The sequence below is a fragment of the Pseudarthrobacter sp. H2 genome (assembly GCF_050157045.1).
Lineage (GTDB): Bacteria > Actinomycetota > Actinomycetes > Actinomycetales > Micrococcaceae > Arthrobacter.
This window is the reverse complement of sequence record NZ_CP189594.1, coordinates 3,433,593-3,458,265: the sequence shown is the minus strand read 5'-3', so window position 1 is coordinate 3,458,265 and position 24,673 is coordinate 3,433,593. Positions and strand designations below refer to the sequence as shown.

General features: G+C 64.7%; 12 protein-coding genes, 1 tRNA gene and 3 rRNA genes. 11 read left to right on the top strand and 5 right to left on the bottom strand.

Annotated features, from left to right (window positions below):
- Nucleotides 1-64: 64 nt before the first annotated feature.
- The 8 genes from ACQCSZ_RS16095 to ACQCSZ_RS16060 all read left to right on the top strand — a co-directional run bounded on the left by ACQCSZ_RS16095 (nucleotide 65) and on the right by ACQCSZ_RS16060 (nucleotide 16,070).
- Entirely contained in the window at nucleotides 65-2,119 is a 2,055-nt protein-coding gene (locus ACQCSZ_RS16095) for an alpha-1,4-glucan--maltose-1-phosphate maltosyltransferase (protein WP_427004722.1), read from the top strand.
- The gene (gene treS, locus ACQCSZ_RS16090; protein ID WP_427004721.1) at nucleotides 2,116-3,912 is read left to right on the top strand and encodes a maltose alpha-D-glucosyltransferase; all 1,797 of its coding nucleotides are present in this window, start codon (nucleotides 2,116-2,118) and stop codon (nucleotides 3,910-3,912) included. Before ACQCSZ_RS16095 ends, treS begins: the two co-directional genes overlap by 4 nt.
- A 1-nt stretch (nucleotide 3,913) precedes the next feature.
- The gene (locus ACQCSZ_RS16085; RefSeq protein WP_427004720.1) at nucleotides 3,914-7,630 is read left to right on the top strand and encodes a 1,4-alpha-glucan branching enzyme; all 3,717 of its coding nucleotides are present in this window, start codon (nucleotides 3,914-3,916) and stop codon (nucleotides 7,628-7,630) included.
- A gap of 496 nt (nucleotides 7,631-8,126) precedes the next feature.
- Nucleotides 8,127-9,652: ribosomal RNA gene (locus ACQCSZ_RS16080) — 16S ribosomal RNA — on the top strand.
- A gap of 548 nt (nucleotides 9,653-10,200) precedes the next feature.
- Nucleotides 10,201-13,338: ribosomal RNA gene (locus ACQCSZ_RS16075) — 23S ribosomal RNA — on the top strand.
- 253 nt (nucleotides 13,339-13,591) lie between these two features.
- Nucleotides 13,592-13,708: ribosomal RNA gene (rrf, locus tag ACQCSZ_RS16070) — 5S ribosomal RNA — on the top strand.
- Together the 16S, 23S and 5S rRNA genes form the textbook arrangement of a ribosomal RNA operon.
- A gap of 500 nt (nucleotides 13,709-14,208) precedes the next feature.
- Nucleotides 14,209-14,703, top strand: a complete 495-nt coding sequence (locus ACQCSZ_RS16065; RefSeq protein WP_427004719.1) for an SRPBCC domain-containing protein — start codon at nucleotides 14,209-14,211, stop codon at nucleotides 14,701-14,703.
- Nucleotides 14,700-16,070: an FAD-binding oxidoreductase gene (locus ACQCSZ_RS16060; RefSeq protein WP_427004718.1), complete on the top strand. Its 1,371-nt coding sequence runs from the start codon at nucleotides 14,700-14,702 to the stop codon at nucleotides 16,068-16,070. The genes ACQCSZ_RS16065 and ACQCSZ_RS16060 overlap by 4 nt, the downstream gene beginning before the upstream one ends.
- A 60-nt stretch (nucleotides 16,071-16,130) precedes the next feature.
- Here ACQCSZ_RS16060 and ACQCSZ_RS16055 read toward each other — a convergent pair whose 3' ends face one another.
- The 4 genes from ACQCSZ_RS16055 to ACQCSZ_RS16040 form a co-directional block, all read right to left on the bottom strand.
- On the bottom strand, nucleotides 16,131-17,540 hold the full coding sequence (locus tag ACQCSZ_RS16055; protein ID WP_427004717.1) for a DUF4032 domain-containing protein: 1,410 nt from the start codon (nucleotides 17,538-17,540) through the stop codon (nucleotides 16,131-16,133).
- 164 nt (nucleotides 17,541-17,704) lie between these two features.
- Nucleotides 17,705-18,787, bottom strand: coding sequence for an ABC transporter ATP-binding protein (locus tag ACQCSZ_RS16050; protein WP_427004716.1), 1,083 nt, complete (start codon nucleotides 18,785-18,787; stop codon nucleotides 17,705-17,707).
- A 234-nt stretch (nucleotides 18,788-19,021) separates the two neighbouring features.
- Entirely contained in the window at nucleotides 19,022-19,882 is an 861-nt protein-coding gene (gene otsB / locus ACQCSZ_RS16045) for a trehalose-phosphatase (RefSeq protein ID WP_427004715.1), read from the bottom strand.
- Nucleotides 19,872-21,347, bottom strand: a complete 1,476-nt coding sequence (locus ACQCSZ_RS16040) for an alpha,alpha-trehalose-phosphate synthase (UDP-forming) (protein WP_427004714.1) — start codon at nucleotides 21,345-21,347, stop codon at nucleotides 19,872-19,874. Before ACQCSZ_RS16040 ends, otsB begins: the two co-directional genes overlap by 11 nt.
- A gap of 187 nt (nucleotides 21,348-21,534) precedes the next feature.
- Here ACQCSZ_RS16040 and ACQCSZ_RS16035 point away from each other — a divergent pair, with 187 nt between their 5' ends.
- Nucleotides 21,535-22,425 carry a DsbA family protein gene (locus ACQCSZ_RS16035; protein ID WP_427004713.1) on the top strand — a complete coding sequence of 297 codons (891 nt, stop codon included), beginning with the start codon at nucleotides 21,535-21,537 and terminating at the stop codon, nucleotides 22,423-22,425.
- Nucleotides 22,426-22,633: 208 nt separating this feature from the next.
- Nucleotides 22,634-22,707, top strand: a tRNA-Thr gene (locus ACQCSZ_RS16030).
- 84 nt (nucleotides 22,708-22,791) lie between these two features.
- On the opposite strand, the gene ACQCSZ_RS16025 is transcribed toward ACQCSZ_RS16030, so the two are convergent.
- Nucleotides 22,792-24,003: an MFS transporter gene (locus ACQCSZ_RS16025; RefSeq protein WP_427004712.1), complete on the bottom strand. Its 1,212-nt coding sequence runs from the start codon at nucleotides 24,001-24,003 to the stop codon at nucleotides 22,792-22,794.
- A 227-nt stretch (nucleotides 24,004-24,230) separates the two neighbouring features.
- Between ACQCSZ_RS16025 and ACQCSZ_RS16020 the strand changes: the two genes are divergently transcribed.
- On the top strand, nucleotides 24,231-24,533 hold the full coding sequence (locus ACQCSZ_RS16020) for a DUF4193 domain-containing protein (protein WP_427004711.1): 303 nt from the start codon (nucleotides 24,231-24,233) through the stop codon (nucleotides 24,531-24,533).
- The last annotated feature ends 140 nt before the right edge of the window (nucleotides 24,534-24,673 follow it).

The following is a 24,673-nucleotide window of genomic DNA, read 5'->3' as shown; positions in this document are numbered from 1 at the left end:
TTAGCAATCTGGGAGAAATCTAGATAACGTCGAGCCTGTGACGACTAACTCGCGAACCAGTGCCGTGTCCAAGCAAAAGCCGAAGGCCCTGATCACGGACGGCCTTCGCTTTGGCCGTTTTCCGATCACCGCCGTACAGCCGGCCGTCGAAGGCGGGAAATTCCCGGCCAAGGCCACGGTGGGGGAAAGCCTGGTGGTGGGCGCCACGGCCTTCCGGGAAGGCCATGACCAGCTCGGCGTCAGCGCCGTCCTCCTCGATCCCCGCGGAAAAGAGCGGCAGCGGGTCCGGCTCGCGCCGCCCCGGGGCCCCCGCGGCCAGGGCACGGACCGCTGGGAAGGGCTCCTGGCTCCGCCCGCCACCGGAAACTGGTCCTTCGTCATCGAGGCCTGGCACGACAGGTACGGCACCTGGCACCACAACGCCGAGGTGAAGGTGGAGGCGGGCATCGACGTCGACCTGATGCTGGCGGAGGGCGCCGCCCTGCTCTCCGAGGCTTCCGAGGACCCGGCCCGCCCGTCGTCCGACCGGCGCACGCTGCGGATGGCCGTCGTCGTCCTGTCCGACGCGTCGCTGACCCCGGAGGAACGGCTCGCCGCCGGCTTCAGCGCCGAGGTGGCCGCCGTCGTCGAACGCCAGCCGATCCGGGACCAGGTGACCGTCTCGGAGCAGTACCCGCTGCTGGTGGAACGGGATCTCGCCGGCCGCGGCGCCTGGTACGAATTCTTCCCGCGCTCCGAGGGCGCCGTCCGCCACCACGAAACCGGGGAATGGACCTCCGGGAACTTCCGGACCGCCGCGAAGCGCCTCGACGCCGTCGCCGGCATGGGCTTTGACGTCATCTACCTGCCGCCGATCCACCCGATCGGGATCCAGCACCGGAAGGGCCCGAACAACACCCTGCTGGCCGGCCCGCACGATCCGGGCTCGCCCTGGGCCATCGGCGCCAGCGAGGGCGGCCACGACGCCATCCATCCGGACCTCGGGACCTTCGAGGACTTCGACGCCTTCGTGGCGCGGGCCGGCGAGCTGGGACTGGAAGTCGCCCTGGACCTGGCGCTGCAGGCCGCCCCGGACCACCCCTGGGTCCAGAGCCACCCGGAGTGGTTCACCACCCGCGTGGACGGCAGCATCGCCTACGCCGAGAACCCGCCGAAGAAGTACCAGGACATCTTCCCGCTCAACTTCGACAACGATCCCGCGGGCCTGTCCCAGGAAATCCTCCGCATCGTGTTCCTCTGGGTGAGCCACGGCGTGAAGATCTTCCGCGTGGACAATCCGCACACCAAGCCGGTGTGGTTCTGGGAATGGCTGATCGGCAAGGTCAACAAGAAGCACCCCGACGTCATCTTCCTCGCCGAGGCGTTCACGCGCCCCGCCATGATGCACGCCCTCGGCCGCGCCGGCTTCCAGCAGTCCTACACCTACTTCACCTGGCGGAACACCAAGGAGGAACTGGAGGAGTACTTCCAGGAAGTCAGCCACGAATCCGCGGCGTTTTTCCGGCCGAACTTCTTCGTGAACACCCCGGACATCCTCACCGAATTCCTGCAGTTCGGCGGCCCGGCCGCGTTCAAGATCCGCGCCGTGCTGGCCGCGACCGCGAGCCCGAGCTGGGGCGTCTACGCGGGCTACGAACTCTACGAACACGTGGCCCGGCCGGGTGCCGAGGAGTACATCGACAACGAGAAATTCGAATACAAGGCCCGGGACTGGGACGCGGCGGCGGAATCCGGCCGCACCCTGGCCCCCTACCTGACCAGGCTCAACGCCATCCGGCACGAGCACCCCGCACTGGGGGACCTGCAGAACCTGACGGTGCACCAGAGCACCGACAACGCCACCATCGTGTACTCCAAGCACAAGACCCTTCCGGACGGCACCAAGGACACCCTGATCATCGTCGTGAACCTGGATCCGCACTCCACCCGGGAGAGCACCGTCTCGCTGGACCTGGCGGCCCTGGGGCTTGATCCGGACGACCTGACGCGCAGCGGCGGCATCATGGTCGATGACCTGCTGAGCGGCGAGAGCTGGGAATGGCGGGAGTCCAACTACGTCCGCCTGGATGCGCATGTCGAGCCCGCGCACATCCTGAGCATCCGGAGGGAGCGCCAGTGAGTTTCAGCCCGCAGAACCCCAGCCAGCACTTCAGCCCGAAGGCGAGTTTCGAACTGAACGCGCCTGGCCTGCACCACGACCCGTTGTGGTACCGCAAGGCGGTGTTCTACGAGGTGCTGGTCCGGGGCTTTGCGGATGGAAACGGGGACGGCTCCGGTGACTTCCACGGGCTCATCGAGAAACTCGACTACCTGCAGTGGCTGGGCGTGGACTGCCTCTGGCTGCCGCCGTTCTTCCAGTCCCCGCTCCGCGACGGCGGCTACGACATCTCCGACTACAACTCCGTCCTGGACGAGTTCGGCACCATCAGCGATTTCAAGCGGCTCGTGGCGGAGGCCCATGCCCGCGGCGTGCGCGTGATCATCGACCTGCCGCTGAACCACACCTCGGACCAGCACCCCTGGTTCCAGGAATCCCGCCGGGACCCGGACGGGCCCTTCGGCGACTTCTACGTGTGGAGCGACACGGACGAGAAATACCAGGAAGCCCGCATCATCTTCGTGGACACGGAGGAATCCAACTGGACCTTCGACCCGATCCGCCGGCAGTTTTTCTGGCACCGCTTTTTCAGCCACCAGCCGGACCTGAACTTCGAGAACCCCAAGGTCATCGACGCGCTCTTCGACGTCGTGCGGTTCTGGCTGGACCAGGGAATCGACGGCTTCCGCGCCGACGCGATCCCATACCTGTTCGAGGAGGAGGGCACCAACTGCGAGAACCTGCCGCAGACCCACGAATTCCTCCGCAAGCTGCGCAGGATGGTCGACGAAAGCTACCCGGGCCGGGTGATCATCGCCGAGGCCAACCAGCCGCCGGCCGAAGTGGTGGAGTATTTCGGGACCGAAGAGGAACCTGAATGCCACATGGCCTTCCACTTCCCGATCATGCCGCGCCTGTACTACGCGCTGCGGGACCAGAAAGCCGCTCCCATCATCGAGACGATGAAGGACACCCCGGAAATTCCCGAAGGCGCGCAGTGGGGCACCTTCCTGCGCAACCACGACGAGCTGACGCTGGAAATGGTCACCGCCGACGAGCGCGCGGCCATGCTCGGCTGGTATGCGCCGGATCCGCGGATGCGCGCCAATATCGGCATCCGACGCCGGCTCGCGCCGCTGCTGGACAACTCCCGTGCCGAAATCGAGCTCATCAACGCCCTGCTGCTGTCCCTGCCGGGCAGCCCGTTCCTGTATTACGGGGACGAGATCGGCATGGGGGACAACATCTGGCTGGAAGACCGTGACGCCGTCCGCACACCCATGCAGTGGAATCCGGACCGCAACGCGGGGTTCTCCAGCGCGGACCCGGGCAAGCTGTATCTTCCGGTGATCCAGTCGCTGGTCTACAACTACAGCATGGCCAATGTCGAGGCCGAGGCCGCCCATTCGGGTTCGCTGCTGCGCTGGACGCGGCAGATCCTCAGCGTCCGCAAGAACCACCCCGCCTTCGGGCTGGGCGGATTCAAGCACGTCGAGGCCGACCGCGACGTCGTCCTCGCGTACCTGCGGGAGCTGCCGGAAGGCAACGCGGCCGGCGAGGACAGCGAAACCATCCTGTGCGCCTTCAACCTGTCCCAGCACCCGGTGGCGACCACGCTCCGCGTGCCCAAGTACTCCGGCCGGGGCCTGCGGGACGTTTTTGGCGGCCAGGCGTTCCCCGCCATCGCCGAGGACGGCACGCTGACGCTGACCCTGGGAAGCCACGATTTCTTCTGGCTGCGGATCCGTTCGGCCGCCTCCAACCCGGCGTCGCCCCTCACCCAGGCGATGCCTATCCTGTCCCTCGAAGGCTGACATGACCCGACCTACCATGACTCCCGCCCTCCGTGAACTGCTGGGGGCGTGGCTCCCGCGCCAGCGCTGGTTCCCGGTCAAGAGCGCGGCGTTCACCTTCCAGCCGGCAGGCGGCCTGCGGCTGGCCGGCGGCCTCGCCGAGGGCGGCGCTGGCGGCGGCGGCGGCGCCGAGCTTGCGGTGTTGCTGGTCGCGGTGCGCTACCCGACCGCCGACGGCAACCGCACCGACGTCGTGCAGGTCCCGCTGAGCTTCCGCCGCGCTCCCCTGGCCGGTGCGGAGTCCGCACTGATCGGGGAGGCCCTGACCGGGGAGTCTGAACTGATCGGGGAGACAACGGGGGCTGAGGGCCGCCGCTGGATCTACGACGGCGTCCACGACCCCGCCTTCATCGCCGCGTGCCTGGACCTCATGCGCAGCCGCGGCACCACGCCGTCGGGACATGCCTCCGGCCACCTCATGGAGTCCGGCTACCGCCTGCCCTTCGCCAGCGGCACGGTGCGGGTGCTCTCCGGCGAGCAGTCGAACAGTTCGGTAATCGTCGACGACGGCGGATCGGCCGCCATCCTGAAGTTCTTCCGCGTGCTCTCCGAGGGCCAGAACCCGGAGGTGGAAATCGGCGCGGCCCTGACCGCCGGCGGCACCATGGAAGTTCCGGCGACCCTCGGGTGGGTCACCGGCGAATGGGAGACCGCCGGAGGCGGGAAGGGCGGCACCCCCGCGCAGGGCGAGCTCGCCGTGGCCCACGAGTTCCTCGCCGGCGGCCTGGACGCGTGGCGGCTCGCCGTCGACGCGGCAAGCCGGGGTGCCGCGTTCACCGCCGAGGCCCATGCGCTGGGCGTTGCGACGGCCACGGTGCACCGCAGGCTGGCCGGGGCGCTCGGTCGCGCCGCCGAATCCGCCCCGGGCCCCGACATCGCACCCGGAGTAGCCGAGCGGGTGCGCGGCTCCTGGGCCGAAGCCGGGAACGCCGTCGGCCCCTATGACGAGGCGCTGGAGGGGCTGCTGGCGCGGCTTAGCGGCAGCGCCGGCCCCCTGCAGCGCATCCACGGCGACCTTCACCTCGGCCAGATCCTCCAGGTCCCGGGAGGCGCCGGGAAAGCGCCGCGCTGGGCCATCCTGGACTTCGAGGGGGAGCCGCTCCGGCCCATCTCGGAACGCAATTTTCCCGACGTCCCGCTCCGCGACGTCGTCGGGATGCTGCGGTCCTTCGACTATGCCGCCGGCGCGGCCGTCCGGGAACATCCGGGCACCGTGGTGCCGGCGGCGTGGGCGGACGACTGCGCCGAGGCCTTCCTGGCCGGCTATGCGGAGGTCACGCCCGGAACCATCGACCGGGACTCGCCGCTCTTCACCGCGTTATGGCTGGACAAGGCCCTCTACGAAGTTGTCTATGAATTACGGAACAGACCGGACTGGCTTTCAATCCCGGTAAATGCAGCACGTCGTCTCCTCGGCAGTACAGGCTCCGGCGTTCGCGCCGAAGCCGCAGCGGAAGGTATTAACATGACAGGTTCAACAAGTATCGATCGGCCCGGCGCCCCCCTCCCCGTGGATGCGGAGACCCTTGCAAGGGTTGCGTCCGGCGAGCACCACGCGCCGCATTCGGTCCTGGGCGCGCACCTTGACGACCACGGCCATGTGACGATCCGGGTGGTGAAGCACCTGGCGGAAGCAGTTTCCGTCGTCACAGCGGCCGGCGTCTTCCCCATGACCCACGAGTCCGGCGGCGTGTGGGTGGCCGTTCTCGAGCCGCTGGAGCACGGCCATGTGCCCGACTACCGGCTTGAAGTGACGTACAAGGACCACACGCCGGTTACTGCCGACGACCCTTACCGCTACCTTCCGACCGTGGGGGAAGTGGACCTGCACCTGATCAGCGAGGGCCGCCACGAGCGGCTCTGGGACGTGCTCGGCGCGCACGTCCAGCACTACAAGTCCGCCCTCGGCGACGTGGACGGCGTGTCCTTCGCGGTGTGGGCCCCGAACGCCCAGGCTATCCGGGTCAAGGGTGACTTCAATAGCTGGAGCGGCAAGGAACACTCCATGCGCTCCCTGGGCTCCTCCGGCGTCTGGGAACTGTTCATCCCGGGCGTTCTTGCAGGGGCGTGCTACAAGTTTGAAATCAGGAGCCGGCACGGGCACTGGGTGGAGAAAGCGGACCCGCTGGCGTTCGGCACCGAGATCCCGCCGCTGACCGCGTCCCGCGTCGTTGAGCCCTCCTATGCGTTCAAGGACGCCGAGTGGATGGAGGCCCGGGCCACCCGGGACACCCACAACGCGCCGATGAGCGTCTACGAAGTCCACCTCGGCTCCTGGCGGGTCGGCCTGGGCTACCGCGAACTGGCCAAGGAGCTGGTGGAGTACGTCAAGTGGCTGGGCTTCACCCACGTGGAATTCATGCCGGTGGCCGAGCACCCCTTCGGCGGCTCCTGGGGCTATCAGGTCACGTCCTATTTCGCCCCGACATCACGCTTCGGGCACCCGGACGAATTCCGGCACCTGGTCGATGAGCTCCACCTGGCGGGCATCGGCGTGCTGCTGGACTGGGTTCCCGCGCACTTCCCCAAGGACGAGTGGGCCCTGGCCCGCTTCGACGGCGAAACCCTGTACGAACACGCGGACCCGAACCTGGGCGAGCACCCGGACTGGGGGACGCTCATCTTCGACTACGGACGCCGTGAAGTCCGGAACTTCCTGGTGGCCAATGCGCTCTACTGGCTCGACGAATTCCACATTGACGGGCTGCGGGTCGACGCGGTCGCCTCGATGCTCTATCTCGACTACTCACGCGAGGAAGGGCAGTGGCAGCCGAACCGCTTCGGCGGACGTGAGAACCTGGAGGCGATCGCCTTCCTCCAGGAGGTCAACGCCACGGTCTACAAGACCCACCCCGGCGTCCTCATGATCGCCGAGGAATCCACGGCGTTCCCGGGAGTGACGGCCCCCACGAGCCAGGGCGGCCTGGGCTTCGGCATCAAATGGAACATGGGCTGGATGCATGACTCGCTCCAGTACATGGCCGAAGAGCCCATCAACCGCAGGTGGCACCACGGCACCATCACCTTCTCGATGATCTACGCCTACACGGAGAACTTCCTCCTGCCGATCAGCCACGACGAGGTTGTGCACGGCAAAGGCTCGATGCTGCGCAAGATGCCGGGGGACCGCTGGCAGCAGCTGGCGAACCTTCGGGCGTTCCTGGGCTACCAGTGGGCCCACCCGGGCAAGCAGCTGATCTTCATGGGCACGGAGTTCGGCCAGGAGTCGGAATGGTCGGAGCAGCATGGCCTGGACTGGTGGCTCGCCGACATCCCTGCGCACCACGGGATCCAGCTCCTCACCAAGGACCTGAACGAGCTGTATAGCTCCACGCCGGCCCTGTACGAGCAGGACAATGACCCGGCCGGCTTCCAGTGGATCCACGGCGGCGACTCGGACCGGAATGTGCTGACCTTCATCCGTCGCGACGCCGCAGGGAACCCCCTCGTCTGTGCGGTGAATTTCTCCGGCGGCCCGCACCCCGACTACCTCCTCGGCGTGCCGTCCGCGGGCGGCTGGCAGGAAGTGTTGAACACCGACGCCGCCGGCTACGGCGGCTCGGGCGTCCTGAACGCCGGCACCCTGACGGCGTCCGACGGCGGCCTGGACGGACAGCCGGCGACGCTCACCGTCACGTTGCCCCCGCTGGGCGCCGCGTACTTCAAGCCGCTGGGCTAGCTGCCCGTCGGCCGAAGCCCGCAGGGAGCCTGGAGGGCGTCGCACCGAAAAGCCCGGAATCCGCGTGATTCCGGGCTTTTTGGTCCCCTGCTCGGGGCGGCTTTGTCACCAGGGCAAAGTGGTGGTACAGTTTATTTCCGCGCTGCTCCCCGGAGTTGAACGGCAAGAAAGACACAGAAGCCTATGGCAAAACTGAGTCGGAACCGCCGATTGACAGTCGATTTGACAAGGGTGAAGCGGCCCGGTAAGTTTGGGAAGTTGCTCCGGAGCGAGCCGCGACCGTGATGGTTGTGGTGGTGCCGGGTGTGTCTGTTGTTTGAGAACTCAATAGTGTGCCAAGTTTGTTGATACCAATTTATTGTATGATGGATTGGTTGTTTTGCCGGGCCCGCCACCCCGTGGTGTGGTCTGGTTTTTACAGCCGGTTTCAAATTTTGTGCAGCCTGGGTCCGCGTTTTCCCGCGGGCTTAGTGGTTGTGTCTGTTTTTGTTTTACTTCAACGGAGAGTTTGATCCTGGCTCAGGATGAACGCTGGCGGCGTGCTTAACACATGCAAGTCGAACGATGATCCGGTGCTTGCACCGGTGATTAGTGGCGAACGGGTGAGTAACACGTGAGTAACCTGCCCTTAACTCTGGGATAAGCCTGGGAAACCGGGTCTAATACCGGATATGACCTCTCACCGCATGGTGGGGGGTGGAAAGCTTTATTGTGGTTTTGGATGGACTCGCGGCCTATCAGCTTGTTGGTGAGGTAATGGCTCACCAAGGCGACGACGGGTAGCCGGCCTGAGAGGGTGACCGGCCACACTGGGACTGAGACACGGCCCAGACTCCTACGGGAGGCAGCAGTGGGGAATATTGCACAATGGGCGCAAGCCTGATGCAGCGACGCCGCGTGAGGGATGACGGCCTTCGGGTTGTAAACCTCTTTCAGTAGGGAAGAAGCGAAAGTGACGGTACCTGCAGAAGAAGCGCCGGCTAACTACGTGCCAGCAGCCGCGGTAATACGTAGGGCGCAAGCGTTATCCGGAATTATTGGGCGTAAAGAGCTCGTAGGCGGTTTGTCGCGTCTGCCGTGAAAGTCCGGGGCTCAACCCCGGATCTGCGGTGGGTACGGGCAGACTAGAGTGATGTAGGGGAGACTGGAATTCCTGGTGTAGCGGTGAAATGCGCAGATATCAGGAGGAACACCGATGGCGAAGGCAGGTCTCTGGGCATTAACTGACGCTGAGGAGCGAAAGCATGGGGAGCGAACAGGATTAGATACCCTGGTAGTCCATGCCGTAAACGTTGGGCACTAGGTGTGGGGGACATTCCACGTTCTCCGTACCGTAGCTAACGCATTAAGTGCCCCGCCTGGGGAGTACGGCCGCAAGGCTAAAACTCAAAGGAATTGACGGGGGCCCGCACAAGCGGCGGAGCATGCGGATTAATTCGATGCAACGCGAAGAACCTTACCAAGGCTTGACATGGACCGGAAACACCTGGAGACAGGTGCCCCGCTTGCGGCCGGTTCACAGGTGGTGCATGGTTGTCGTCAGCTCGTGTCGTGAGATGTTGGGTTAAGTCCCGCAACGAGCGCAACCCTCGTTCCATGTTGCCAGCGCGTAATGGCGGGGACTCATGGGAGACTGCCGGGGTCAACTCGGAGGAAGGTGGGGACGACGTCAAATCATCATGCCCCTTATGTCTTGGGCTTCACGCATGCTACAATGGCCGGTACAAAGGGTTGCGATACTGTGAGGTGGAGCTAATCCCAAAAAGCCGGTCTCAGTTCGGATTGGGGTCTGCAACTCGACCCCATGAAGTCGGAGTCGCTAGTAATCGCAGATCAGCAACGCTGCGGTGAATACGTTCCCGGGCCTTGTACACACCGCCCGTCAAGTCACGAAAGTTGGTAACACCCGAAGCCGGTGGCCTAACCCCTTGTGGGAGGGAGCTGTCGAAGGTGGGACCGGCGATTGGGACTAAGTCGTAACAAGGTAGCCGTACCGGAAGGTGCGGCTGGATCACCTCCTTTCTAAGGAGCACCTGCAAGCCACGCCCCGTGTATGCGGGATGCGGACGTTTGCCAGGAGTATATGCCCGCTGCGCAGACGCTAGTTCTGCGGCGGGTGCTCACGGGTGGAATATCAACGAACAGCGGCCGCCGGTTTTTCCCGGCACCCAGTACGGTGTTTCAGGGTTCTCCTTCGGGGGTCCCTGGTCATCTGGAACGGTGCGGGGAGGGTACGGGCGGTTTAGTGTTTGGCACACTGTTGGGTCCTGAGACAACAGGACCATGGCGCGGCTGCGTTTCCTTTCGGGGGGGCGGGGTTGTGGTGTGGGACTTGTGTTTCTGGTTTCCTGGCTGCACCGAACACACATGATCAGCCCTGACGGGTTGGCCCCTTTGCGGGGTTGTGTGTGGGGTGTGTGGTATGGGGTTGTTGTTTGAGAACTACATAGTGGACGCGAGCATCTTTTATAAGAAGCAATTTCCAAGAATATGAACCTGGATCTGGCTGCACTTTCGGGTGTGGTTGGTTTTCGTGGTTCTCTCGTGAAGTAGTTTTTTTGATCTTTTGTGGTCAAGTTTTTAAGAGCACACGGTGGATGCCTTGGCATTAGGAGCCGAAGAAGGACGTAGGAATCTGCGATAAGCCTGGGGGAGTCGATAACCGGACTGTGATCCCAGGGTGTCCGAATGGGGAAACCCCGCCAGGGGCGCGAGCTGCCTGGTGACCCGCATCTGAACACATAGGGTGTGTGGGGGGAACGCGGGGAAGTGAAACATCTCAGTACCCGCAGGAAGAGAAAACAATAGTGATTCCGTCAGTAGTGGCGAGCGAACGCGGATCAGGCTAAACCGTTCCATGTGTGATAGCCGGCGGGCGTTGCATGGTCGGGGTTGTGGGACTTTCCATACCAGTTCTGCCGGACTGGTGAGGTGCGAAGTGTGGGCATAGGTGAACGGTCTTGAAAGGCCGGCCAGAGAGGGTGGGAGCCCCGTAACCGAAATGTTGTCATACCGCCTGGGAAGTATCCCAAGTAGCACGGGGCCCGAGAAATCCCGTGTGAATCTGTCAGGACCACCTGATAAGCCTAAATACTCCCTAATGACCGATAGCGGACCAGTACCGTGAGGGAAAGGTGAAAAGTACCCCGGGAGGGGAGTGAAACAGTACCTGAAACCGTGTGCTTACAATCCGTCGGAGCCAGTCTGATTCTGGTGACGGCGTGCCTTTTGAAGAATGAGCCTGCGAGTTAGTGTTACGTCGCGAGGTTAACCCGTGTGGGGAAGCCGTAGCGAAAGCGAGTCTGAACAGGGCGTTGCAGTGGCGTGATCTAGACCCGAAGCGAAGTGATCTACCCATGGCCGGTTGAAGCGACGGTAAGACGTCGTGGAGGACCGAACCCACTTCAGTTGAAAATGGAGGGGATGAGCTGTGGGTAGGGGTGAAAGGCCAATCAAACTTCGTGATAGCTGGTTCTCCCCGAAATGCATTTAGGTGCAGCGTTGCGTGTTTCTTGCCGGAGGTAGAGCTACTGGATGGCTAATGGGCCCTACAAGGTTACTGACGTCAGCCAAACTCCGAATGCCGGCAAGTGAGAGCGCAGCAGTGAGACTGTGGGGGATAAGCTTCATAGTCGAGAGGGAAACAGCCCAGACCACCAACTAAGGCCCCTAAGCGTGTGCTAAGTGGGAAAGGATGTGGAGTTGCGAAGACAACCAGGAGGTTGGCTTAGAAGCAGCCATCCTTAAAAGAGTGCGTAATAGCTCACTGGTCAAGTGATTCCGCGCCGACAATGTAGCGGGGCTCAAGTACACCGCCGAAGTTGTGGATTTCAGGCAATAACCCAGCCGCCCCCTTTGCGGGGTTGGTTCAGGTGTCTGGAGTGGTAGGGGAGCGTCGTGTGGGCAGTGAAGTCGCGGTGTAAACCAGCGGTGGAGCCCACACGAGTGAGAATGCAGGCATGAGTAGCGAAAGACGGGTGAGAAACCCGTCCGCCGAATGATCAAGGGTTCCAGGGTCAAGCTAATCTGCCCTGGGTAAGTCGGGACCTAAGGCGAGGCCGACAGGCGTAGTCGATGGACAACGGGTTGATATTCCCGTACCGGCGAAGAACCGCCCATGCTGAACAGGGGACACTAACCGCCCGAGACCTGCCCGACACCCCTTGTGGGTGAAGGGTTTTGGTGGAGCGCGGGACCTGATCCTGGGAGGCAAGCGTATTAACAGGTGTGACGCAGGAAGGTAGCCGGGCCGGGCGATGGTTGCCCCGGTCTAAGGATGTAGGGCGAACGGTAGGCAAATCCGCCGTTCATGATGCCTGAGACCCGATGGGACCCCCGTGAGGGGGGATCCGGTGATCCTATGCTGCCGAGAAAAGCATCGACGCGAGGTTCCAGCCGCCCGTACCCCAAACCGACACAGGTGATCAGGTAGAGAATACTAAGGCGATCGAGAGAATTATGGTTAAGGAACTCGGCAAAATGCCCCCGTAACTTCGGGAGAAGGGGGGCCCCCAGCGTGATGGACACGAGCTGTCCGGAGCGTGCAGGGGCCGCAGAGACCAGGGGGAAGCGACTGTTTACTAAAAACACAGGTCCGTGCGAAGTCGCAAGACGATGTATACGGACTGACTCCTGCCCGGTGCTGGAAGGTTAAGAGGACCGGTTAGCCGCAAGGCGAAGCTGAGAATTCAAGCCCCAGTAAACGGCGGTGGTAACTATAACCATCCTAAGGTAGCGAAATTCCTTGTCGGGTAAGTTCCGACCTGCACGAATGGAGTAACGACTTCCCCGCTGTCTCAACCATAAACTCGGCGAAATTGCAGTACGAGTAAAGATGCTCGTTACGCGCAGCAGGACGGAAAGACCCCGAGACCTTTACTATAGTTTGGTATTGGTGTTCGGAGTGGCTTGTGTAGGATAGGTGGGAGACGTTGAAGCCGTGACGCCAGTCATGGTGGAGTCATCGTTGAAATACCACTCTGGTCACTTTGGACATCTAACTTCGGCCCGTAATCCGGGTCAGGGACAGTGCCTGATGGGTAGTTTAACTGGGGCGGTTGCCTCCTAAAAAGTAACGGAGGCGCCCAAAGGTTCCCTCAGCCTGGTTGGCAATCAGGTGTCGAGTGTAAGTGCACAAGGGAGCTTGACTGTGAGAGAGACATCTCGAGCAGGGACGAAAGTCGGGACTAGTGATCCGGCGGTACATTGTGGAATGGCCGTCGCTCAACGGATAAAAGGTACCTCGGGGATAACAGGCTGATCTTGCCCAAGAGTCCATATCGACGGCATGGTTTGGCACCTCGATGTCGGCTCGTCGCATCCTGGGGCTGGAGTAGGTCCCAAGGGTTGGGCTGTTCGCCCATTAAAGCGGTACGCGAGCTGGGTTTAGAACGTCGTGAGACAGTTCGGTCCCTATCCGCTGCGCGCGCAGGAAATTTGAGAAGGGCTGTCCTTAGTACGAGAGGACCGGGACGGACGAACCTCTGGTGTGTCAGTTGTACTGCCAAGTGCACCGCTGATTAGCTACGTTCGGATGGGATAACCGCTGAAAGCATCTAAGCGGGAAGCCCGCTTCGAGATGAGATTTCCATACACCTTGTGTGTGAGAGGCCCCCAGCCAGACCACTGGGTTGATAGGCCGGACGTGGAAGACAGGACTAAAGACTGTTGAAGCTGACCGGTACTAATAGGCCGATAACTTACACCACACACTCTCCCCGTAAACCCATTCAAAAGGGGTTTACACCCAGGGGAGGGTACAAAGAAACAAGACTGCTTGCGTCCACTATGTGGTTCCCAGACAACAAACCCGTACACCACGGGCACGTTGCACCAGGGAACAAACCACAACAACATAACAACACCACAACTGCACCACCACCCCGACAAGGGACGGTGCAGGATGTTGTAACCAAAGATTTCCCACCCCGCGGCCACGGCCTGAGGGTGCGGAGCAAGGGTTACGGCGGTCATAGCGTGGGGGAAACGCCCGGTCCCATTCCGAACCCGGAAGCTAAGACCCACAGCGCCGATGGTACTGCACCCGGGAGGGTGTGGGAGAGTAGGTCACCGCCGGACACACATTAGAGCTCGAGCCCCGACAACAAATGTCGGGGCTCGAGCCATTTAACCCCCAAACCCCACACCACCACCCCCGCAGGAAAACGACCGACCCTTTGCTGCTGCGCAGGAGCAATCCCGACCCGGATATCAGGATCCGTAATGCCGTTGCCACCTGGCCCGGGCCTCCCGCGCGGCGCCTCGTGCCTGGCGACGCGCAGATTCCCTGCCGCTACCGGGATTCAGGTAGCGACAGGAAATCCGCGCATCGTGGGGCAGGTCGCGCGTCATCAGCCACACCAGACCACGAAAGGAACACCCTACGCCGGCGCTGGAAAGCCCTCAGGCATCACGGCCGGAGCCCGCCGGAGCCCGCAAACCAACCCTCCTCACCGCCCGGCGCCGGCCACACGGAAACTGAGGGAGCGTCGCCCCGGGGCCTGCGGGACGTGAGGGAGCGTCGCCCCGGGAGCTGGAGAATGTGAGGGAGCGTGGGCGTGCCGGTATGGTTGGTGCCCATGGATAACCTCTTCAGCCACGCTGCTCCTGACAGCCCGGAACCAGCTGCAGCAGACGGCCTGGATCCCATCGTCTACACCGTTGTGGTGCCAGGCGCCGTCGCCCGCGCCTTCGTGGGGTTCACCGAACACACCCACCTCTGGTGGCCCCTGGAAGATCACGGCGTCTACGGTCCGGGCTCCTACGTGGAGTTCGAGGAGAACCTGATCATGGAGACGTCCGACGACGGCCGGACTGCCGTCTGGGGCTCAATCGACGACTGGCAGCCCCCGCTGTCCTTCCACGCGAGCTGGCATCCCGGAACCTCGGCAGTGTGGTCCACCGAGCTTCGCGTCTCGTTCCGCGCCGTCGAGGGCGGCACCGAGGTGCGCCTGGTGCACACCGGCTGGGAAGGCGCCGAGGATCCGGCCGGCACTCGGGCGGAGTACGAGGCCGGCTGGCCCGGGGTCCTGGACCGGTTCGTGCGCTTCATGGGCGGGGCGGAGGCCGCATGAGCAGCATCGTCGATGAACTGACCACTGTCCTGGGTGCGGCGAAGGTCGCTGTGGACGCCGCGACCCTGGCCGCCTACGCCGTGGACCAGGCCCCGGTGCTGGACTACCAGCTGCCGCAGGCCGTGGTCCGGGCCGAGTCGGTGGCTGACGTCCAGGCTACGGTCCGCGCCTGCGCCGCGCACGGCGTCGCAGTGGTCGCGCGCGGCGCGGGCACCGGAGTGTCCGGTGGGGCCCATGCCAGCAAGGGCTGCGTGGTGCTGGGCCTCGAACGCATGGACAGCATCCTGGACCTGAACCCGGACGACGAGACCGCCGTCGTCGAACCCGGGGTGATCAACGCCGACCTCAACGCCGCGGCGGCGGTGCACGGGCTCATGTACGCGCCGGATCCGGCGAGCTTCAAGCTGTCCACGATCGGCGGCAACGTGGCCACCAATGCGGGCGGCCTGCGGTGCGCCAAGTACGGCGTGACCCGGGACTCCGTCCTGGCGCTCGACGTCGTGCTGGCGGACGGCTCCCTCATCCACACCGGGCACCAGACCTTCAAGGGCGTCGCCGGCTACGACCTCACCGGCCTGTTCGTCGGGTCGGAGGGGACTCTGGGGATCGTCGTCGGGATCACCCTGCGGCTCAAGTACCTGCCGCAGGAGGTGCACACGATCGCCGCCTTCTACCCGGATTTCCGCAGCGCCGCGGCGGGTGTCCTGGCCGTGGGCAGGGCGCGGGTGCAGCCGGCGATCATGGAACTGCTCGACGGCGGCTCGCTCGCCCAGCTCGACGCCATACACGGTTCGGACCTGGCCTCGAGGGGCGCGGCCCTGCTGCTGGTCCAGACCGACGGCTTCGGCGCCGCGGCGGAGGCGGCGGCCATCCGTCCGGTCCTGGCGGCGGGCGGGGCCGTCGTGACCACCGAGGCCAGCGCCGAGGCGGAGCGGCTCGTCGAGCTGCGCCGCAACAGCCGCGGCGTGGAGGTCGACGACGAATACCGGGTGGGGGAGGACGTCGCCGTGCCGCGCTCCCGGCTGGTGGACTACGTGGCCGCCCTCGAAGCCATGGCGGTGGCGCACGGGGTCCAGCTCAAGGTGGTGGCGCACGCCGGCGACGGCAACCTGCACCCCACCTTCTGGGTGGACCGGGTGGACAGCGTGGTGGACGAGGAAGCGATGACGCGCCTCGGCGCCGCCCTGGACGAGTCCATCACGGTGGCCCTGGCGATGGGCGGCACCATCACGGGAGAACACGGGATCGGCCAGTACAAGCTGCGCTGGCTGGGCCTCGAACAGAAGGCCCCGGTGCGCGAACTGCAGCGCCGGATCAAGGAACTGTTCGATCCCGCCGGCATCCTCAACCCCGGCAAGGCGATTTAGCCCGGGACCAGGGAATAACCCCCGGACCAGGGGAGCGTTGCCAGTTTGGCCGGAGCTGCCTCAGTCGTCGGCGTCCGGGTACTCGTCCTCGTGGGCGCCGTACCGTGATTCCTCGGTTTCGACCTCGAGGATCTGGAGCAGCCCCGTGTCCGGATTGAGCATGATCGCGGCCTCGTCCCGGCGGTGGCGGAGTTCGTTCTCAATGTAGGACTGCACGGCCTCGGCCAGCGGGATATGCCGGTTCTCCTCCTCGGACATGTACCAGCGGTGCTCCAGGACCTCGTGCACCGCCTCGGCCGGCTCGAGCTTGCCGGACAGATCGCGGGGGATGGCCCGGACAATCGGCTCGAAGATCTGGCTGACCCAAAGGTGGGCGCTGTATTCCTCGTCCATGCCCGGGTTGTTGTCCGCCCGGAAGGAGTCCATGTCGTTCAGGAGCCGGCGGGCCTGGTTTTCCTGAGCGTCCAGGCCGGTCAGGCGCAGCAGCCGGCGCTGGTGGTGCCCGGCGTCGACCACCTTCGGCTGGAGCTGGATGGTGGAGCCGTTCTGCGTGGTCTTGATGGCGTATTCCTCGACATCGAACCCGAGCTCGTTGAGCCGGCGGATGCGGGCCGCCACGCGCCAGCGCTCCCCGATCTCAAACGACTCCTTCGCCGTCAGCTCCGTCCACAGCCGCCGGTAGCTGTCCATGATCAGTTCGCTGGTGGCCACCGGGTCCACCTTCTCCTCGATGAGCCCGCCGTCGAGGAGGTCCATGAGCTCACCAGCGATGTTGACCCGGGCGATTTCCAGATCGTACTCGCGCTGGCCGGTGGACAGGTCCGGGTACAGCTCACCGGTTTCGGCATCCACGAGGTACGCGGCGAAGGCGCCGGCGTCGCGGCGGAACAGGGTGTTGGAGAGCGACACATCGCCCCAGTAGAAACCGATCAGGTGCAGCCGGACCAGCAGCAGGGCCTGGGCGTCGATCAGGCGGGTGAGGGTGTCCTTGCGCAGCATCTGGGAGAAGAGCGCCCGGTATGGCATGGAGAACTTCAGGTGTCGGGTGACCAGCACCGGGTTCAGCGGACGCCCGTCCCGGGTGGTCCGCCCGGTGATGACGGCGACCGGCTCCACGCCGGGGACATCCAGCCGGGCGAGCTTGCGGAGCATGTGGTACTCGTGCCGGGCGACGTGCTCGGACGTTTCCTTGATGGCGATGACGGATCCGCCAAGGTGGGCAAAACGCACGATGTGGCGCGAGATGCCGCGGGGGAGGGCGGCGAGGTTCTCGGCCGGCCAGTCCTCGAGGGCGATGTGCCACGGCAGGTCCAGGAGTTCGGGATCGGTGGCGGCGGCCGTGATGCTCAGCGAGCTGGAGGCCGGGGCCCTTTCATCGTTGGCGCTGGCGGCTTCAAAGCGGGGCAGCTTGCCGATCTGACCGTAGTCGGTGGGCTCGTCGTGCCACTGGGCGTTGTTTTCCTCGGTCATGAATCAATTCTTCCGTACATTGGGCCCGGGACCCTAGCACAGGGCCCGGGCAGTCGGGCCGAAGACCTGCATTGACAGCCTGCGGTCACCGTCGGCATTGACAGCCTGCGTTAAAGCCCGACGGCGGCCCCCGGCTTGGGGGCCGCCGTCAGTCGCGGTGGGGACTAGTCGCCGAGGCGCAGGCCCGTCTTGGTGTCAAACAGGTGGACGTGCCCGGACTGGGGGCGGACCCAGATGGACTCACCCTTCTTCGGAGGATTGCGTCCGTCGACGCGGGCCACGATGTCGTGGCTCTTGCCGTCCAGGGTCGAGTGGCCGTAGACGTAAGCGTCGGCGCCGAGTTCCTCGACGACGTCGACCTCGACCTGGAGCCCTTCGCCCTCTGCTGCGTTTTCAAGGTCTTCCGGACGGGAACCGACGGTGACCGTCTTGCCGTGCGCCTCGTCGAGGATGTTGCGCGGAACGGGGTAGACGGTGCCGCCGAACTGCACGCCGCCGTCGACCACCGGAAGCTCGAGCAGGTTCATGGCGGGGGAGCCGATGAAGCCTGCTACGAACACGTTCTTCGGCTTGTCGTAGAGGTTGCGCGGGGTGTCGACCTGCATCAGCAGGCCGTCCTTGAGAACCGCGACACGGTCACCCATGGTCATCGCCTCGACCTGGTCGTGGGTCACATAGACCGTCGTGACGCCCAGGCGGCGGGTCAGGGACGCGATCTGGGTCCGGGTCTGCACGCGGAGCTTGGCATCCAGGTTGGACAACGGCTCGTCCATGAGGAAGACCTGCGGGTTCCGCACGATCGCACGGCCCATGGCGACACGCTGTCGCTGGCCGCCGGAGAGCGCCTTCGGCTTGCGGTCCAGATACGGCTCGAGGTCCAGGAGCTTGGCGGCCTCTTGGACCCGCGCGGTGCGCTCTTCCTTGCTGATGCCGGCGATCTTCAGCGCGAAGCCCATGTTGTCCGCGACGGTCATGTGCGGGTACAGGGCGTAGTTCTGGAAGACCATGGCGATGTCGCGGTCCTTCGGAGGAACGTCGGTGACATCGCGGTCGCCTATGAGGATGCGGCCGGAGTTCACATCCTCGAGACCTGCGAGCATGCGCAGGGAGGTGGATTTTCCACAGCCTGAGGGTCCGACGAGGACCAGGAATTCGCCATCGGCGATATCAATGCTGAGCTTGTCAACAGCGGGCTTGTCCGTGCCCGGGTACAGACGCGTTGCGTTATCAAAAGTAACTGTAGCCACAGTTATCAATCCCTTCACCGGCAGGTACGTGCCGGACGATCCGTAGTGAATGGTCGTTTTATTCAGTTGTCTGTTCAATTGTACGTTTCATGCGCATACTCCCCGGCCGAAGCCGAGGAGTATCCAATGACGCCGCACGGTAACTGTGCGCCACATCACAACCAGAGTATGGCATGTATATGGCATTCCGGCCAAAATGTTACGAACGTCACAGGTGAAACGGCTCACACCGTCCTAGCCTGCGCCGGCCACGGCACGTTTCCGCTCCCGCAACAGCGCCTCCAGGAAGTCGCAGACCTGGACCGGGGACTCCACGCGGAACTCCGCCTGGGTGAAATCGAGGCCCACCTTGACCCCCAGGTCGCCGGGGACCAGCCGGCCCAGGGCATCCTCGTCGGTGACGTCGTCCCCGGCGAAGACCACGGCCGTGGCCCCGGTGGCCTGCCTCAGGAAGGCGACCCCCTCGCCCTTCGAGGCGTGGACCACGGAGGACTCCAGCACGCGGTTTCCGGTTTTCAGGAAGACGCCCGGGCGGTCCTGCAGCACGGCACGGGCCGCGGCCACCGCATCCGCGGCGACGTCGTCGGCCGCGAGCCTGGTATGGAGGACCACTCCGGCGGGCTTGTCCTCCAGCAGCGTGCCCGGCGCGTGTTCCATGATCCCTTCGAGGACCAGGCGGACGCCGGCAAGCAGTTCCCGCTGGGCGCCGTCGAGCGTGAGCGGGGCGGAGCCGGGCCCCATCCAGACTTCCGCGCCGTGGCTGCCGATCAGCAGCGTGTTCTCCGGCGGGAGGGCGACCGCCCGCAGGCTGGCCAGGGCCCGTCCCGAGATGAGCGCCGTCGTCGTCCGCGGGAGGGCGGCCAGCCCGGCGAATGCGGCCGCCGCGCGGGGGAGGGCCCGGGAGTCTTCCGCATGGTCCACGAGGGGTGCCATGGTGCCGTCAAAATCCATCGTGACCAGCAGCTGCCCGGTGCCGGCGACCCGGCGGACCGCCTCCAGCAGCTCCGGTGAGAGGGAAAGGGACGTCGTGCCGGGATTGTCGGCGCCTGTCTTGCCCGTGCCGGGTTTGTCGGCGCCGGTGGCGTCACGTGTCATCGCGGATTACCTTCTCGTTCAGGGCGGTCAGGAACTCAGAAGACCAGCGGTCGACGTCGTGGTCCAGGATCTGCTTGCGCATCGCCCGCATCCGGCGCGCGGCCTCGGCCGGCTGCATGTTCACGGCCTTCATGATGGTGTCCTTGAGGCCGTCGATGTCGTGCGGGTTCATCAGCAGCGCCTGCTTGAGCTGGTCCGCGGCGCCGGCAAATTCGCTGAGCACGAGCGCGCCGTCGTTTTTGGTGCGTGCCGTGACGTATTCCTTGGCCACGAGGTTCATGCCGTCCCGCAGGGCGGTGACCAGCATGACGTCCGCCGCGAGGTACAGCGCCACCATCTCCTCGACGGGGTAGCTGTGGTGCAGGTAGCGGACGGCGGTGTTCTGCATGGTGTCGTAGGTGCCGTTGATGTGTCCGACGGTGCCCTCGACCTCCTCGCGCAGCAGGCGGTACTGCTCCACGCGTTCCCGGCTGGGGCTGGCCACCTGGATCAGGGCCGCGTCCTCCACGGTGACCTTGCCGTCGGCCAGCAGTTCCTCGTAGGCCTTGAGCCGGTGGCGGATGCCCTTGGTGTAGTCGAGGCGGTCGACGCCGAGCAGGATGGTCTTGGGATTCCCGAGATCGCGGCGGATCTGGCGGGCGCGCTCGATGATCTCGGGCCTGCGTGCCAGCTCGCTGATCTGCTGCACGTCGATGGAGATGGGAAACGCCTGGGCGCGGGCAATGTGGGTGGTTGCGCCGTCGCCGCCCTTGACATGGACCTGCTGCTGCTTGACGCTGGCACCCAGGAAGCGGCGGGCGGAGCGCATGAAGTTCCCCGCGTCGCTGCTGCGCTGGAAGCCCACGAGGTCTGCGCCGAGCAGGCCGTCGATGATCGCCCGGCGCCACGGGAGCTGGGCGAAGATCTCCGGCGGGGGGAAGGGGATGTGGTTGAAGAAACCGATCCTCAGGTCCGGGCGCGCATCGCGGAGCATCTTGGGGACGAGCTGGAGCTGGTAGTCCTGCACCCAGACGGTGGCGCCGGGGGCCGCATGGTGCGCGACGGCGTCGGCGAACCTCCGGTTGACCCTGCGGTAGGCGTCCCACCAGGTCCGGTGGAACTCCGGCGGTGCGATCACGTCGTGGTACAGCGGCCACAGGGTCGCGTTGGAGAAGCCCTCATAGAACAGCTCGATGTCCTGCGTGCTGAGCTGGACGGGGACGAGGTCGATGCCGCCGTGCGTGAAGGGCTCGACGGTCTCATCGGGTGCCCCGTGCCAGCCCACCCAGGCGCCGTCGGTCTTGGTCATCATCGGAGCCAGGGCCGTGACGAGGCCGCCGGGGGAGCGGCGCCAGCCGTCCTCGCAGCCACTTTCCTCCGCAGCGCAGCGGTCCACGGGCAACCGGTTGGAGACCACCATGAAGTCGTGCTCCGCGGCTGTCGCTGTGCTTGAAACCGCGTGATCGGCGCGTTCGGTTGCTTCCATTGGTGCCCCCTGGGCTCGCTCGTGGCTCTCAACCCACCCTAGCCGGACGGAATCTTCCGTGCTATTCGCCCTTTCGTCCTTTTGGGCGTGGCAGAGAAACTTGAGAGCGCAAGCTCTCAGTTTTCTCCCCTAAAATGATGAAGTTGCCACTGAGTGGACCATCCACGCCGATCGACACGAGGAACCAATGAGCCCCGCAAACGAACCACGACAGTCCAAGGCAGAGCGAACTGCCGCGGCCCGCGAAAAAGCACGGGAGATCCGCGAGGCGCAACTGAAGAAGGAAAAACGCAACAAGCTGCTCATCGGCTGGGGCATCGTGGTGGCCGTCGTGGCCATCATCGTGATCGTGGCACTCGTGGTCACCTCCAACATCCAGAAGAACACCCCGATCGCCGACGAGGGCCCCACTCCGGCCAACGGCAACATCCACGGCGGCGTCACCCTGCTGGCCAACACCGACGTGGCCAAGCCGGACCCGGCAACCATCAGCATGGCCGACCTTCCCGCCGCCCCGGCCACGCCGCCGGCAGAGGTCACGGCCCCCGGCGCCGAGGCCGAGTCCGGCAAACCCGTGAAGGTGGTCGTCTACATCGACTTCATCTGCCCGGTGTGCAAGAGCTTCGAGGCGCAGTACAACACAGGACTGACCAAACTGCGCAACGAAGGCAAGATCACGGTGGAATACCGCCCGCTGGGCTTCCTGGACAGCCGCTCCACCACCAACTACTCGTCCCGCGCGGCCAACGCCGCCGCCTGCGTCGTCAACGAGTCCCCGGACAAGTACTCGGACTTGGTCAACGCCCTCTTTGACAAGCAGCCCGCTGAAGGCACGGCCGGCCTGTCAGATTCGGAACTGAAGAAGATGGCCGCCGACGTCGGGGCCAAGAGCATCGACAAGTGCGTGGACGACAAGACCTACCGCCCGTACGTGAAGCACACCACCCAGGAGGCCCAGGTCATCGGGGTTACGGGTACGCCCACCGTCTTTGTGGAAGGCAAGCAGTGGGGCAAGGGCGACAGTGCCCAGACTCCGTTCGACCAGTTCCTGCAGGCCGCCATCGACGCCAAGAAGTAGCAGCACCCAGCAGCGGCAACAGCTGTTGGCCCGGTTCCGGCTTCATCCGGGACCGGGTTGGCTGTTGGTTTCTCGCCACGGTTACATCGGTTCCTTCCCGGCGTTTTTGACCAGCATTTTTACCACCGGGCGTGCTTGGGCTAACCTTGTCTAGCGTCATGGCGCCAGGCCCCTGATCGGGGTCCTGCGCCCGGCGTGACACAGGAATGCCTCCTTAGCTCAGTTGGCCAGAGCACCGCTCTTGTAAAGCGGGGGTCGTCGGTTCGAATCCGACAGGGGGCCCTACGAACCCCTCCGTTCCGGCGATTTTGCCCCGAACGGAGGGGTTTTTCATGCGCGGTGACCGGGGCATGGGGATGAGCCCGCCTACGCCCTCCGCGGGCCGCGGTGCGTGCGCCCGTGGACCAGGAAGTACAGCAGGACCGCAGAACACATCAGCAGGCTCAGGGCGCCGTACATCCCGGCGTAGCCCAGCACGGGGACGAGCGCACCCAGGACCACCGGTCCCAGCCCCGTCCCGGCGTCGAGCATGAAGTAAAACGTGGAAATACCGGTGCCCATGCGCGCTGGGGGCACCGCGGTGACTGCAATCGTCTGGGCACACGGCAACAGTGCCCCGAAGCCGAAACCAACCAGGATCCCGGCCAGCCCGATGCTCCAGACGCTCGGTTCGAGTGCCAGCATGGCCAGGCCCAGGGCGAAGAATGCCAGCGTCGGATACATGACGCTGTTGTCGCCCCGGCGGTCCTGGATCCGTCCGACGAACAACCTCGAGGCCAGCACCGCTGCGGCATAGAGCAGGAAGAAGATCCCCGCTGAGTCGGACATTCCCCGGGCCTTGGCATAGGACACGAGAAAGGCGAGGATGCCCGAGTAGGCGAGGCCGACGACGAAAATGACACTTGCGATGGGCAGGGCATCGGGATCCAGCAGGGCGGAGAGACGTGACCGGCGGCTGGGTTCGTGGTGCCCGGAGTGCTTCCCGGGGCTGCGGACCCGCTCGGGCAGGCGCAGCGTGAACGCAATGATGAGCGAGATCACGGAGGAGGCGGCGCAGAAGTAGAAGATGCCCTCGTACTCTCCGTTCGAGGAGAGCTGGATGGCCAGGGACGGTCCCAGGGCCGTGGCGAGCGTGGCGGACAGGCCGAAGTACCCGGTGCCCTCGCTCCGCCGCGCGGGCGGGATCAGGGTCTGGACCGCAGCTGCGATCGCTGTGTTCCCGGCACCGAATGCCAGTCCGTGGACGAAGCGCAATGCCAGCAGCAGGCCCAGCGTGTTCGCCGGCAGGTACAGCAGCGATGCCACGACGAACACGGCGAGGCTGGCCAGGAGTACGCGGCGCCGGCCGAGGGTGTCCAGCAGCCGCCCGGCGAAGAGGCGGGCCACCATGGAACCCACGATGAAGGCGCTCGAGGCGAACCCGGCGGCGCTGTCCGAGGCCTGGAAACGCTCCACGGCGTAGAGCGCCATCGATGTCATGAGCAGGTAAAACACCATCGAGATGAAAAGGTTGGTCACGATCGCGAGGACAAAGTTCCGTGTCCAGAGCCTTGTCTGTGGCTGGCTGTCCTCGCCCATTCGTTATCCTTCCCCCGGCTGCGCAGCTGGCCTGGTGGCCGGCGCGCGGCTTCAATTATCCCCGCGGCGGGGACCGGACGGGTGCTGGGCGGTGCCGCGGGTCCCGGCGCCCGGCCCGCGCGCGGTGCAGTTTTGTCCCATATCCCCCAACTGCGTGCATAATGACCTAAACTGCTTCACTGATACGCCTGAAATGGCGCTGCGCAGCAACGAAAGTGAACCCCGCCATGGCTACCGATTACGACGCCCCACGCAAGACAGAAGAAGAATCCCCGGCTGAATCGCTGGAGGCCCTGCAGGCTTCCCGTGGCGGCGGCGCGCAGACTGCTGTCATCGACGTCGAGGAGAACGACACCGCCGAGGGAATCGACCTTCCCGGCGCGGATCTGTCCGGCGAAGAACTGACCGTCGTCGTCGTTCCCCAACAGTTTGATGAATTCACCTGTTCCTCCTGCTTCCTGGTCCGCCACCGGTCACAGGTGGCCCGTGAAAAGAACGGCCTGAATTACTGCCGCGACTGCGAAGGCTAGGACCCGCCGGCACGCCATCAACTCCACAGCGTGCAGCAGCAGGCATCGCGACGCGCCGGACCCGCACGGGTGCCGGCGCTTCGCCGTTTTGTGACCCGGCGCGGCCCAGATTAACGGTTGGGCGCCGAAGCCGGTGAAGC

What these genes read in the sequence shown, in the direction of transcription:
- ACQCSZ_RS16085 (WP_427004720.1), top strand. Translation starts at nt 3,914, where the DNA reads ATGACCCGACCTACCATGACTCCCGCCCTCCGTGAACTGCTGGGGGCG.
- ACQCSZ_RS16020 (WP_427004711.1), top strand. Translation starts at nt 24,231, where the DNA reads ATGGCTACCGATTACGACGCCCCACGCAAGACAGAAGAAGAATCCCCG.
- ACQCSZ_RS16065 (WP_427004719.1), top strand. Translation starts at nt 14,209, where the DNA reads ATGGATAACCTCTTCAGCCACGCTGCTCCTGACAGCCCGGAACCAGCT.
- ACQCSZ_RS16025 (WP_427004712.1), bottom strand. Translation starts at nt 24,003, where the DNA reads ATGGGCGAGGACAGCCAGCCACAGACAAGGCTCTGGACACGGAACTTT.
- ACQCSZ_RS16060 (WP_427004718.1), top strand. Translation starts at nt 14,700, where the DNA reads ATGAGCAGCATCGTCGATGAACTGACCACTGTCCTGGGTGCGGCGAAG.
- ACQCSZ_RS16040 (WP_427004714.1), bottom strand. Translation starts at nt 21,347, where the DNA reads ATGGAAGCAACCGAACGCGCCGATCACGCGGTTTCAAGCACAGCGACA.
- otsB (WP_427004715.1), bottom strand. Translation starts at nt 19,882, where the DNA reads ATGACACGTGACGCCACCGGCGCCGACAAACCCGGCACGGGCAAGACA.
- ACQCSZ_RS16055 (WP_427004717.1), bottom strand. Translation starts at nt 17,540, where the DNA reads ATGACCGAGGAAAACAACGCCCAGTGGCACGACGAGCCCACCGACTAC.
- ACQCSZ_RS16035 (WP_427004713.1), top strand. Translation starts at nt 21,535, where the DNA reads ATGAGCCCCGCAAACGAACCACGACAGTCCAAGGCAGAGCGAACTGCC.